Raw genomic sequence first — 12,809 nt, forward strand, 5'->3', positions numbered from 1 at the left:
TATGCGCTCAAATCATATTTGCAACAATAAAAAAACAATGTGTATATGTATGCTATAAAGCCATATACCCATTTGTAAAAGTTGTAATTATATCTCTAATCAAAAAAATTGGGCAAAATCATCCGAACTATAGAACGCATTATTTAATTTATTATGCGAACAAACAAAATTGATTAAGTCGCACCTGCCACACTTTAAAATCAATGTGACATTATATATGTATAAAAAATTAATGCAGACGATATAATATGCATCTGCTCATTAATATTATTATAACACCTTTAACTCACTAGAATATAGTGAAAGCTTTCTCAAATTATCTTCTTTTGTTAAAAACCAACATTGCTACTATATCATCTCACTAATAAAATGAATAGCGCGACACTATGTGCATATATAAATCTTTCCATTTAAGTTATTTTATAGAAGGAAACCAAAATAAAAAACCTATGTCACTGAACTGATAGTACAGTAACATAGGTTCATAAATTTTCGTCAATGAGTAATTATTTAGCGCCATCTCCGTAAAGTTCTTTCTTAATTTTCGTAGTTGAAATACCTTCCGTACGATTTAAGTAAACCACTTCACATTTATCTTTAAGAAAGTCAAACTCACCTTCCCAATCATGACCCATTACAAATTTATCAATTTCATAACGGTCAACATCTTTTTCTTTTTGACCCCAACCATTTTCTGGGATTACAAGATCGACAAAGCGAATTGACTCTAACATGATTTTACGTTGTTCATAATTGTAATATGATTTTTTATTTTTAATACGGTTAAATTCGTCTGTTGAAAGTGCCACGATTAAATAGTCACCCATTTCACGCGCACGTCTTAACAATTCGATATGACCATAATGTAACAAATCATACGTTCCATAAGTGATTACACGTTTCATTTGTTTATCTCCTTTACATAAAATTAAACTAAAATTTACATTTTTAAAGATTATAGCACATCGAAATCAAGTTTTCGAATATTCTTATTGATTTATTTTCTCAAATATTTTTTTAAAGTCGTTTCACCTTTATATTTCGCGCGTTTAGGTAAGGCACTAGCTTTAAATAAAACATATTTCGGTCTTCCGATACCGACGCTAATTAATGTACTTCTCCATTGATCATAAAGTGCTTTATTCCAATTTTTTGTGCCTTGTTCAACCACTTTCACTATTCTGAACATAGCGTCACCATCATAGTCAGTCTTCTGCATCTCGTTAATATAATTGATGACCGTGTTCAACGTCGCTTGAGTCAGCTTTTCATGTTCTGTTAGATACGCTTGAATTAAATAGCTCACGATGAGTTCATCCATGCGATAACTATAATATAGTCTTGCCTCTCTTAAATGTAATTGATCCATGACACTTGATCTCACCTTAATCGCATCTTTCATATATGCGTCGAAATGTTGTTGACGATTGTATGTCACTGAATCAATTTGTTCATTATATCCGTAAACGACGTCTGGTAACAATTGAATATCGCGTGCCTTTTTATAAAGTTGCACCATAAATTCATGTTCTTCACAGAATACGATATCTTCATTAAAACGCTCACCGGCAAAACGTGCGTTAAACATTTTCGCACCTGGTCCGATAGATTGCAGTATCGCTGGGCACTGTGAAAAATTAACTTTATCTTCCTTTTGAATATCACGATGTGTAGGAATCGCAGTCCAAGTGCCATATACATCTCTAGCTAACTGACCTAAGACAATATCTACATTTTCATCTGATAAATAATAATCTGCCATATAATCGATGCGACTTGTTAAAAATTCATCATCTGCATCTAAAAACATAAATACGTCACCAGTGATCAATTCTAAACCTTTATTTCTACTTGCAGCTGCACCTTTGTTCGTTTGATTAACAATCACCATGTTTGAATATTCTTTACGTAATTGTTCTAATACTTGTTGACTATTATCTGTTGAACCATCATTGATACAAATAATTTCGTGATCATGCTTCGTGTCGATTGATTTTATTGCTCTTTGAATCGTTTGTGCTGCGTTGTATACGGGAACGATAATTGATATTTTCATGATTTCACCATACCCTCTATATATTTTATAATTTGAGTTAAACTGTTGTCGTTATTGAACTGGTGCCATTCTTTGAAAATAGGTTGTAGTGTATTTTCTTTGTATTTTAGTTTCTGTATCATATCATGTTCATTATACACTTTATAGTGAGAAGGTGTTTGGTAATAAAATCTATTTAATCCTCGTTCAGCTTCATATTGCGCTTCATCATATACGTATAACAATGTTGGTTTATTAAGGTAACTCGCTTCAATTGCGAGAGAACTATAATCACTAATAACAACATCAGCCATAATTAATAGAGATTGTATATCTAGTGAACTATCATTCACATCAGTGATGGCAGGATGTAATTTACTTAATAATGTATAATTAGGCAGTTCTTGTTCGAAGTGCTCCTTATTAATCACGCGATTGCTTTGATGATTTTCACGATATGTTGGTACGTATAAAGCAACCTTCCCTCGAATATTATAGTGTGATTTTAATTCTTGCTGTCTTTGTTTAATATCGATGTTTTTATATTTAACCAGACGTGGTAGACCTAATGTTAAAAATTGATGTTCTTTTGCTCCAAATGATTCCTTAAAGCAAATTGACATCGCTGGACCGCCGATTAAATATTTATCAGTCGCATCATAAACACGTTTATACTGTGCTACTTTTTTTGAGTTTGATAAGTCTACTTGATGATCTGTCAAACCAAAATTTTTCAAGGCGCCTGAAGCATGCCACGTTTGAAGTACTGTCTGGCCAGCTTTTTTATGAAATGCACCTAACATTAAATAGTACGTATCTACAATAATCACTTTCGCTTGGCTTAGGGCTTGAATGTGTTTAAAAACGTATTTATTACCCGCCGTAATGTAAGTAACATCTTCTAAATGCTTAATATATTTTCGTTTCTCTTCTTTACCGATGACCGTTATACGATAGCCTTTTTTATATAAAGCTTCAATTAAAGGCAATACATCTTCAACAAACGTCATCATGACGACGACGTTATCATTTTCAACCTTTTTCTTACTAAATAATATATTTAAGAAATGTATGAACCATAAATACATTTTCTTTATGATTTGTCTCAAATCTTTCACCGTCCACATCACGTATATTTGTGCTTTTTGCAAGTGACTAACTACAATCTGTTACTTTTTATACAAACGCAATTTAAATCCATAATGTATAAGCGTTTATTTATTCCTAAATATAGACTAAGCCTGAGACATATTTTCTATCTCAGGCTATTTTTTCTATCTACTTAATTTAAAACGTTTAAAGCAGGCACTTATTACATAAAGTCTGCAAAGTGATCTCTATAACGCATGTGCATAAAGGCACCAACAACAAACATAAACAAGATAAAACCTACATTATATAATGTTAACTCCCAGTGAGTGATGAAATACCATTCTTTATGCAATACCGCTGCACGATATGCTTCCGCTAGGTAATATATTGGATTAAATTGCATGACTTGCTTTACGATGCCATCTGGCGGAACGATCAAGATAGATGACGCAAAGAATACCATACGCATTAATGCTTGAATCGCTTGTTGAGTATCTCTTACTAGCACACCTAATGTGGAAGTAAATAAGGCGATAGACGCGGTTAATACTAATGCCATTGGTACATAAATTAATAATTGTAATGTATAAATAGATGGATAAAACCCACCAATCATACAGAGAATCATGACAATTGCTAACAATCCAAGATGTCCATAGAACCGACTCATAACAATATAAGTAGGTACAATAGATAACGGGAAATTCATCTTCGAGACTTGATTATACTTAGTGGCTATTGATTTTGTCCCTTCTAAAACGCCCTGGTTGATGAAAAACCACATACTAATACCAACAAGCAACCAATAAATAAATGGCACGCCATCAATTGGACCATTACTTCTAATACCTAATCCGAACACAAACCAATAAACTAATATTTGTAGAGCAGGATTGATCAATTCCCACGCCATTCCTAAGTAGTTATTCGTATTTGAAATCTTTACTTGGAATTGTGCTAACCTTTGAATAAGATAAAAATTTCTAAAATGCTCTTTAAAAACTACCCAAACTGCATTCATTTATATAAACCACACTTTCAATCAATAGACTATCTTTTTGCTAAATAAATACTTTTAATTTCAAAATGCAATGCGCCACTTATTTAAGAGCTTTATATTTTCATTACTTACAAGTATGATGATCATCATATCAATCAAATTTATTTTTATAGTTGATTTTATTTCTCATATTCAGTAAAATTTAAAAACTGTATTTGCTCTATAACTTTAAATTATATTTACCAACTTTACAATAGGTTAATAAATTTAACAACTATTATAATATATAATATAATGGAGCTAACTGTAAATAAGGAAGGTAGAAATATGACTGTATCGGTTAACATTGACCATGTAACAAAAGAATACCGAATTTATCGCAATAACAAAGAGCGTTTAAAGGATGCACTTTTACCCTTTAATAAAAATAAAACATTTTACGCATTAAACGACCTTTCACTTACAGCTTATGAAGGTGATGTTGTAGGTCTCGTAGGAATCAATGGCTCAGGAAAGTCTACCTTAAGTAATATGATAGGCGGTTCATTATCTCCTACGCATGGCAAGATTGAACGTAACGGTGATGTGAGTGTTATTGCTATCAACGCAGGTTTAAATGCCCAGTTAACAGGCATGGAAAACATCGAATTTAAGATGTTATGCATGGGCTTTACGCGTAAAGAAATCAAAAGACTCACACCTGAAGTAGTAGAATTTAGTGAACTCGGTGAATTTATTTATCAACCCGTTAAAAAATATTCTAGTGGTATGCGTGCTAAACTAGGTTTTTCAATCAATATCACTACAAATCCTGACATATTAGTGATTGATGAAGCATTATCTGTTGGTGACCAAACTTTCGCACAAAAATGTTTAGATAAAATTTATGAATATAAAGCACAAGGCAAAACGATTTTCTTCGTCAGCCATAACATGAAACAAGTACGTGAATTCTGTACTAAAATTGCTTGGATTGAAGGCGGCAAATTAAAGCAGTACGGTGAATTAGAAGATGTCTTACCGGAATATGAATCTTTCTTAAAAGGGTTCAAAAAGCGTTCAAAGAAAGAACAAAAGGCATTCCGCAAAAAATTAGATAGTTCTAGATTCGAAGTAAAATAACTCAATAATAAATTAACCACCCTAAACGTGATTTTTACGCTAAGGGTGGTTTTTATATTTCCTAATTTAATATTGTTGATTATCACATTTATAGTTCTTAAACGTGTTTACGCTTAAACATATTTTGTGATTTAAACACACTGAATAAATATTTTGGTATGACAGCCATTCTACCGATACGTTTCCAATCAATTAACAAACGATAAACCCATTCCAAGTTTAATCGTCTCATTAACATAGGTGCACGTTTCTTGGTTCCACTAAAGACTTCAATAGCGCCACCTACACCCATAAATAATGTTTGATTAAATGCATGTTGATGCTTTGCAATCCATTGTTCTTGTTTAGGATAACCCATACCAACAAATACATAATCAGGTTGAAAGTCTTGTATTCTCTTTGCAACAATTTCATCGTCTAATTCAATATAACCATGATGACTTGCGATTTCTATATTTGGATATTGTTGTTCAATATTATGTTGTGCTTGTTGTACAATCGAATCTTCGGCACCTAATAAGAAGACCTTTTGCTGTTTATAGTTGGCAATATCAAGACAACTTTCCATTAATTCGATACCTGGCACACGATCTTTCAGAGGTGTCTTTAAAATTCTGGAAGCTAAGACTACACCGATACCATCAGGAATAACAAAATCCGCTTTATTAATTAATTGCTGATATGATTTATGATGAAATGCATAATAAACAATTTCTGGATTTGCAGTTACGATGAACATATTTTGATGTTGCTGTGTATTGAAAAATTGATTAATGTTATGTTGCATATCAAATAAAGTAACATTATCAAAGCTTACAGATAACACATCAACTTTATTTTTCTCATTGATATGTGTCATAATGATTAACTCCTCACTCGCCCCAGTTGGACGACTACCTTTACATATTATTAACAATCTTAACACAAACATTACCTAGAGAAAATAAGTTAATAAAAAGATACATCTAAAGTCTAAATGCACAGATTATTATTTTGGATTATACTTAATGAATCATTAAGGAGTTAAACTTATATGGGAACATTAAAAAGTGATAAATTGGGGTTTTGCTATGACATTACTGAATAATTTTTTAAATACATCAATACAATTACATATTCTGTGGATCTTGTTTATCGCGCTTGCCTATATTGTGATTCACAATAATCGACTTAAACCCGTGAATCAATTTTTAGATATTTATTTAAATTATATCCCCGTACTTACACATGAGTTTGGGCATATTTTATTTAATAAAATAAGTGGCGGGAAAGCGAAAGATTTAGTAATTGTCGCCTTGCCGAAAGAACGTCAAGCTACTTCTCAACAAGGTTATGCGATTACACAATCTAAAGGACTCCTCGGCCAAGCGATTACGACATTAGGTGGTTATATCATGCCACCATTCATGCTTTATTTAAGCTTTTTAGCTGTGGAATTAAAATATCCGAGTATTTTTATATTTACATATTTAGTGATATTTATTTATTTTCTCGTCCTGACCTCTCGAAAGTTTTTACCCATTATTATCATTATTTTGTTAATCATACTATTATATTTTCTATTACAAAATAACGATCCGATTATCATGACTTATATCGTCCCAATTGTATATCACTTTATCGTAGGCGTATTGCTTGGCGAAGTCCTACAATCATCTTGGACAATTGTGAATCTAACGTTTAATGCTCAATCTATTACTTGGGACGGCAGTACATTAAAGGATTTAACCCACATACCAACTTTTATTTTTAGTATTGTTTGGATAGCGATTAACCTTCTAACCGTATACCATTTATTTGGAGATTATTTACCTTGGTAGAATTACTTCAAATGCCTACATATTCACTTCATCACAATATAAAATAAGCCTCTCAAAAGATTTATTAAAATCTTTTGAGAGGCTTTACTCTTCGAATTTTTTAAATACACATTTTTACTCTTCTTTATTATTCGCTGACCTCTGCATAAACATGTTGCGCATTGTCGTAACTTAACAAAATCGTGTCATCTGCTTTCTTTAAGATAATTACACGATTAGTTTCATCTTTATCTATGATTTTAACGGTTTCATCAATGTAAATGTTTTTACTCGTTAAATAAATGAGTAAATCAGTTTTATCACGGACACGTTTGATTTTTACACTTTCACCAGTCTGGTATTGCAATATATTTGATGTATATAACTCTTTATATTGATGATCTCTTGGAATAATACCACCGTGCGGACATGTCTTAGGGTAATCTAACAATTCATCCAATCGTTCGACAAATAACTTCGAAACTTTATGCTCTAATACCTCTGCCTCTTGATGGACCTCTTCCCAATTATATTTCAATATTTTAATTAAAAATAATTCAATTAATCGGTGGCGTTTAATGATATCTAAGGTGTAAGTCAAACCAGTTTCTGACAACTGAACCCCTTTATAAGGCTTGATGTTAACGTAACCTGATTTTTCCAATCGGTTAATCATCTCACTTACTGAGGGTGGCTTTATATTTAAGTATTGGGACAACGTTTTATTAGAAACAAAGGATTGATCACCATCATGCGTCAAAATAGCTTTCAAATAGTCTTCTTTTTCTTCAGTCAGCATTTTCTCACCTCTTAAATCATTCATCTTATTGTATCACGAAATAACTTGACACGCTAAAAGTTTCTGATATATCATAAAATAAATTAGGTTAACCTAAACTTTTAATTAAGGAGGTCTAAAGTGTTATCTATTAAAAATTTGAATTTAACTTTAGGTGTGAAACACGTCTTACATAACGTCACCTTAAACATTCCTATACAAGGAGAAATTATCGGTGTATTTGGTCCAAATGGTGCAGGAAAATCCTCACTTTTCAAATCTATTATTGGTGAATTTAAATATTCTGGTCAGATTAACTACCAAAATAAACCGATAACCAATCATCTCAAAGCCATTACCTACATACCTCAAAAATCACAAATTGATTTGGACTTTCCAATAGACGTGACAAACGTGATTATTTCTGGATCGTATAAAAATATAGGATGGTTTAAGAAAAAAGGACGTGAAACGAAAGATAAGCTCAATGAATTACTCAAAAAGATGGAATTAGAGGATTTGAGACATCGCCAAATTTCTCAGTTAAGTGGTGGTCAGTTACAACGTGTATTAATCGCACGTGCATTAATGAGTGAGAGCGATATCTATTTACTCGACGAACCATTTGTAGGCGTGGATTTTCGTAGCGAACAAATTATAATGACCCAACTCAAACAGTTAAAGGAAGCAGGCAAGTTACTACTCATCGTTCACCACGATTTATCATCTGCTGAAACATATTTCGACCGTATCATTTTGATTAATAAAACGGTAAAGTTTTTTGGAGATAGCAAACAGGCAATGGAACCGGAACAAATCAATAGCGTCTTTCTTTCGGCCAACAAGGAAACGAAAGGAAGTTATGCATAGTGGATTTTTTACAACATTTATTCGATTATAAATTTTTAAATCATGCCTTTATTCTCTCGATTATCGTAGGGATTGTGTGTGGCACAGTTGGTTGTTTAATCATTCTTCGAGGACTGTCGTTAATGGGAGATGCGATGAGTCATGCTGTGTTACCAGGCATTGCTTTATCTTATTACTTCGCAGTCCCGATGTTTTTCGGAGCGTTAGTAACTGGTATGGTTGCAAGCTTTTTTATCGGTTTTATTACAAAGAACAGTAAAACGAAGCCCGATGCCGCCATTGGTATTAGCTTTACAGCATTTCTAGCTTCAGGCGTCATTTTAATTAGTTTGATAAATAGTACAACAGATTTATACCATATTTTGTTTGGAAACTTATTAGCAGTTACAAACGAAACCTTTTGGTCAACGATTGGCGTAAGTGTTTTTGTCATGGTCCTCATCATCGTATTTTATAGACCACTAATGATTTCAACTTTCGATCCAACTTTCAGTAGACTAAGTGGATTAAAAACAACATTTTTACATTATTTCGTTATGTTGTTACTGTCTCTTGTCACTGTACCAAGTATACAGACAGTAGGTATTATATTAGTTGTCGCCTTATTAATTACGCCCGCTTCAGCGGCCTTTTTAATCGCGAAACGTTTATCCACGATGATGATCATTTCAAGTTTAATTAGTACGATAAGTGCAATCATCGGTCTTTATTTTAGTTATATATACAATATTCCGAGTGGAGCAACTATCGTATTATGTGCCTTTAGTATATATATCATTATTTTTATTTATAAAAAGTTAACTATTTTAACAAGGAAAGGACAAACAACATGAAAAAACTATTCGTAATTATGCTCTTTACTATGCTCATATTAACTGGGTGTAATACACATAAAAATAACGCATCAGACCACGAAAAGTTAAAAATTGTAACAACGAACTCTATTATTTACGACATGGTAAAAAACATTGGTGGCGATGACGTCGAAGTACATAGCATCGTACCCATTGGTCAAGATCCACACGAATATAAAGTAAAACCAAAAGATATTAAGGCGTTAACTGATGCTGATATTGTGTTTTACAATGGATTAAATTTAGAGTCAGGCAATGGTTGGTTCGATAAAGCATTAGACCAAGCTGGTAAATCTACGAAAGACAATTCAGTCATTCAAGTATCTAAAAAGGTTAAACCACTTTACTTAAATAACGAAAAAGGCAATGCGTCCAAACAAGACCCGCATGCTTGGTTAAGTTTAGAAAATGGCATTAAATATGGTAAAACGATTCAAGAAACACTTATTAAAAAAGATCACAAACACGCAACAACGATTAAAAAACGTAGCCACAACTACATAGACAAATTGGAAACGTTAAACAAGAAGAGTCATCGCTTATTCAAAGATATTCCTAAAAAAGAACGTTCTATGATTACAAGCGAAGGTGCGTTTAAATATTTCTCAAAGCAATATGACATCAACTCGGGTTATATATGGGAAATCAATACAGAAAAGCAAGGGACACCTAACCAAATGAAACAAGCAATTTCATTTGTAAAACAACACAAGCTTAAACATCTTCTTGTTGAAACAAGTGTCGATAAAAAATCAATGAAAAGTTTAAGTGAAGATACGAACAAAGATATTTATGGTGAAGTGTTTACTGACTCCATCGGTCCAAAAGACTCAGATGGTAACTCCTATTACGATATGATGAAACATAACATAGACACGATTCATAAAAGCATGAAATAACGAGCAGGCTATTTTAAGAATTGAGACTTAACCACAGTAATCACCTCAAGTTAAATCTCAATTCTGAATAGTTCCATGCCGTACGTTATCCTCCCCTAGTACGTACGGCATGGCGGTATTCAATAGCCCCAATCAATGAGAGCATTACTATTATATAATAATGTTTTTATAATCTAGTACTGCCTAGGCACAGCTAACTCAGTTTGAAATAAGTTTCATATTCCCTTTTTCGTGTAAGTTAGTAGTTGCCAATAAAAAGGCTGGGAAATATAAGATTTCCCAGCCTTTTTATTTAATCTGTTAAGCGATCTACGATAATCATTTCATCATAGTTAATCGCTTCACGAATTTTCAATGCAGTTGCTTCGCTCACCTTTTCATCTTCAATCATTTGTCCTAAAATACGGCGTTGTTCTCTCAATGCTGTGAGTTTAATTTTCGTTACAGAAGTTTCCTTTTGAGGACTTAAGAAGTTTGAAGGCGTTAAGTTTTCAGAACGAATTAAATAACTATCGCCGACCATACCAATTTCAAGTTTATTATCTTCAGTTGTTTCTTCAACTAGTCGTGTAACCACATCATAGTGTACATGACGCATGACAGCTGAAATTTCTTTTAAATTTTCAATAATTGATAAAGATGATGCAGCATTCACTCTCATGTTGCGTTTCATTCTCTTTCTCAAAATAAGTAATTTCCCTTTTAACTTCAATCTTTGCAATAACGTTGCCTGCTTATAAATTTGTGTTCTTTCAGAATATCGAATGTAGTTATCTAAAATACTAGATGTAATTTTGCCTTCTTCGACTAATTTATTAAGCGTTTGATTTTCCACATCGAAGGCTATCGCTTGTAGTCTTTGAAGCTCTTTCGTGTTTTCATCGTCCTTTTCAACAGTTCTTATGAACGCAAGCTTGTCATGATAGTCTTTTATTACATTACCATATTGGAAACTAGATTCGATTGAAGACATTTGATGTAAATTATCTATCACTTTTTCCAATATATAAATACGTGCTTGTTTAAAGTTCATCCCTTTATCTTCTGGTTCTACGATTGAAGGTGTGACGAGTGGCAATACAAACTGTGCCACGATGAGACTTATCAATACCATACCTGAAGATATGAATAATAAATCATCACGGAAAGTAAATGCTTTTTGATTCGCCAATAAGTGCGGTAAAGTCAATGCAATTGCCAATGAGATTGTTCCATGAACACCACATAGTGACATGATAAAAGCATATTTTCTACGTTTAGGTGGTGTTTCAGTTACAGCCTGATCTTCTTCGTTTTGTGTAATCATTTTTTGGAATGGGTTGACAGGTAAGTAGAAATATGGATAGAGCACTAACACCCATAAGAATCTAAACGCATAAACAGCAAGTGCGATAAGACAAGTGATTATAATTAAAAATAACAAATTCTCTGGTTCATGTTTAATAATACGTCCTACAACTTCAGGTATGAGATAACCTAAGATCGAGAATACAAAGCCATTTAACGCATAACTCAATATATTCCAAGTATGATTGTAACTCATTTGAAGTTGTGTCCTAGATTGGGCAATTCGATCACGTTCAAATCCATGGATGAGTCCTGCAACGACTGCTGCAATAATGCCTGACGCATGAAACATTTCAGCTACAAGATAAGTAACGAAAGGCGTCATTAATTGGATAAAGGTAAACATATTAATATTTTCTATACTTCGGCGTGATAACGTCACTCTGAAACGTACCAATGCCATACCAATAATAAATCCTACGACTAAACCACCTATAGAGGAAATTAGGAATTGTTCAACCGCCTGTCCTATTGAAAATACGCCCGTCACTAATGCGCCGACTGCTATTTTAAAAGAAATAATACCAGCAGCATCATTTAACAGCGATTCACCTTCAAGAATTGTCATAGAACCTTTCGGCAAGACTTTACCTTTAGTGATTGCTTGCACCGCTACCGCATCTGTCGGACAAAGAATAGCTGCTAATGCAAAAGCGGCTGCCATAGGTAAATCAGGCCAAATCCAATGTACAAAGAAACCTACGACAATAACAGTTGTAAATACAAGGCCTAACGCCATCATCAACACAGGTTTAATATACCGTTTCAAATGTACTCTGGATACATCGACACCTTCAACAAATAATAATGGAGCGATTAAAACAACCATAAATAATTCAGAATCGAAGTTAAATTCCACGGGGATAGGTGTAACATAAAGTAACACACCTAGTATAATTTGAATAAAAGCAAGTGGGACTTTAGAAAGGAATATATGTACTAAAGAACTAATAATAACTAAAGCCAAAAATATGAGTAGTGTTTCAAATAGTTGCAAAGTTTCACCTCTTACA

General features: G+C 33.0%; 12 protein-coding genes. 5 read left to right on the forward strand and 7 right to left on the reverse strand.

Going from position 1 to position 12,809, the window contains the following annotated elements; all coding sequences use genetic code 11:
• Nucleotides 1-506 precede the first annotated feature (506 nt).
• The 4 genes from tagD to NGI30_RS08555 form a co-directional block, all read right to left on the reverse strand.
• Entirely contained in the window at nucleotides 507-905 is a 399-nt protein-coding gene (gene tagD, locus NGI30_RS08540; RefSeq protein ID WP_251518829.1) for a glycerol-3-phosphate cytidylyltransferase, read from the reverse strand.
• A 92-nt stretch (nucleotides 906-997) separates the two neighbouring features.
• Nucleotides 998-2,056, reverse strand: coding sequence for a glycosyltransferase family 2 protein (locus NGI30_RS08545; RefSeq protein WP_251943358.1), 1,059 nt, complete (start codon nucleotides 2,054-2,056; stop codon nucleotides 998-1,000).
• The gene (tarB, locus tag NGI30_RS08550) at nucleotides 2,053-3,144 is read right to left on the reverse strand and encodes a teichoic acid glycerol-phosphate primase TarB (protein ID WP_251518825.1); all 1,092 of its coding nucleotides are present in this window, start codon (nucleotides 3,142-3,144) and stop codon (nucleotides 2,053-2,055) included. Before tarB ends, NGI30_RS08545 begins: the two co-directional genes overlap by 4 nt.
• 203 nt (nucleotides 3,145-3,347) lie before the next feature.
• On the reverse strand, nucleotides 3,348-4,148 hold the full coding sequence (locus NGI30_RS08555) for an ABC transporter permease (protein WP_251943360.1): 801 nt from the start codon (nucleotides 4,146-4,148) through the stop codon (nucleotides 3,348-3,350).
• A gap of 306 nt (nucleotides 4,149-4,454) precedes the next feature.
• Between NGI30_RS08555 and tagH the strand changes: the two genes are divergently transcribed.
• The gene (gene tagH, locus NGI30_RS08560) at nucleotides 4,455-5,249 is read left to right on the forward strand and encodes a teichoic acids export ABC transporter ATP-binding subunit TagH (RefSeq protein ID WP_251518821.1); all 795 of its coding nucleotides are present in this window, start codon (nucleotides 4,455-4,457) and stop codon (nucleotides 5,247-5,249) included.
• A gap of 97 nt (nucleotides 5,250-5,346) precedes the next feature.
• Here the strand turns inward: tagH and tarA are convergent, their stop codons facing one another.
• The gene (tarA, locus tag NGI30_RS08565; protein ID WP_251518819.1) at nucleotides 5,347-6,108 is read right to left on the reverse strand and encodes an N-acetylglucosaminyldiphosphoundecaprenol N-acetyl-beta-D-mannosaminyltransferase TarA; all 762 of its coding nucleotides are present in this window, start codon (nucleotides 6,106-6,108) and stop codon (nucleotides 5,347-5,349) included.
• A 211-nt stretch (nucleotides 6,109-6,319) separates the two neighbouring features.
• Here tarA and NGI30_RS08570 point away from each other — a divergent pair, with 211 nt between their 5' ends.
• The gene (locus NGI30_RS08570; protein ID WP_251943361.1) at nucleotides 6,320-7,069 is read left to right on the forward strand and encodes a M50 family metallopeptidase; all 750 of its coding nucleotides are present in this window, start codon (nucleotides 6,320-6,322) and stop codon (nucleotides 7,067-7,069) included.
• Between the two features lie 127 nt (nucleotides 7,070-7,196).
• Here NGI30_RS08570 and NGI30_RS08575 read toward each other — a convergent pair whose 3' ends face one another.
• Nucleotides 7,197-7,847, reverse strand: a complete 651-nt coding sequence (locus NGI30_RS08575) for a metal-dependent transcriptional regulator (protein ID WP_251943363.1) — start codon at nucleotides 7,845-7,847, stop codon at nucleotides 7,197-7,199.
• A gap of 120 nt (nucleotides 7,848-7,967) precedes the next feature.
• On the opposite strand from NGI30_RS08575, the gene NGI30_RS08580 reads away from it, so the two are divergent.
• Genes NGI30_RS08580 through mntC form a run of 3 tightly spaced genes read left to right on the forward strand, consistent with a single transcriptional unit; the run spans nucleotide 7,968 to nucleotide 10,449 of the window.
• The gene (locus NGI30_RS08580; RefSeq protein ID WP_251943365.1) at nucleotides 7,968-8,696 is read left to right on the forward strand and encodes a metal ABC transporter ATP-binding protein; all 729 of its coding nucleotides are present in this window, start codon (nucleotides 7,968-7,970) and stop codon (nucleotides 8,694-8,696) included.
• Nucleotides 8,696-9,529 carry a metal ABC transporter permease gene (locus tag NGI30_RS08585; protein ID WP_502960381.1) on the forward strand — a complete coding sequence of 278 codons (834 nt, stop codon included), beginning with the start codon at nucleotides 8,696-8,698 and terminating at the stop codon, nucleotides 9,527-9,529. The genes NGI30_RS08580 and NGI30_RS08585 overlap by 1 nt, the downstream gene beginning before the upstream one ends.
• Nucleotides 9,526-10,449: a manganese ABC transporter substrate-binding lipoprotein MntC gene (mntC, locus tag NGI30_RS08590; RefSeq protein ID WP_251943366.1), complete on the forward strand. Its 924-nt coding sequence runs from the start codon at nucleotides 9,526-9,528 to the stop codon at nucleotides 10,447-10,449. The genes NGI30_RS08585 and mntC overlap by 4 nt, the downstream gene beginning before the upstream one ends.
• A 292-nt stretch (nucleotides 10,450-10,741) precedes the next feature.
• On the opposite strand, the gene NGI30_RS08595 is transcribed toward mntC, so the two are convergent.
• Nucleotides 10,742-12,793: a cation:proton antiporter gene (locus NGI30_RS08595; RefSeq protein ID WP_251943368.1), complete on the reverse strand. Its 2,052-nt coding sequence runs from the start codon at nucleotides 12,791-12,793 to the stop codon at nucleotides 10,742-10,744.
• Nucleotides 12,794-12,809: the final 16 nt, after the last annotated feature.

The sequence above is a fragment of the Staphylococcus sp. Marseille-Q5304 genome (genome assembly GCF_943737015.1).
In the GTDB taxonomy this organism is placed as follows: Bacteria; Bacillota; Bacilli; order Staphylococcales; family Staphylococcaceae; genus Staphylococcus; species Staphylococcus hsinchuensis.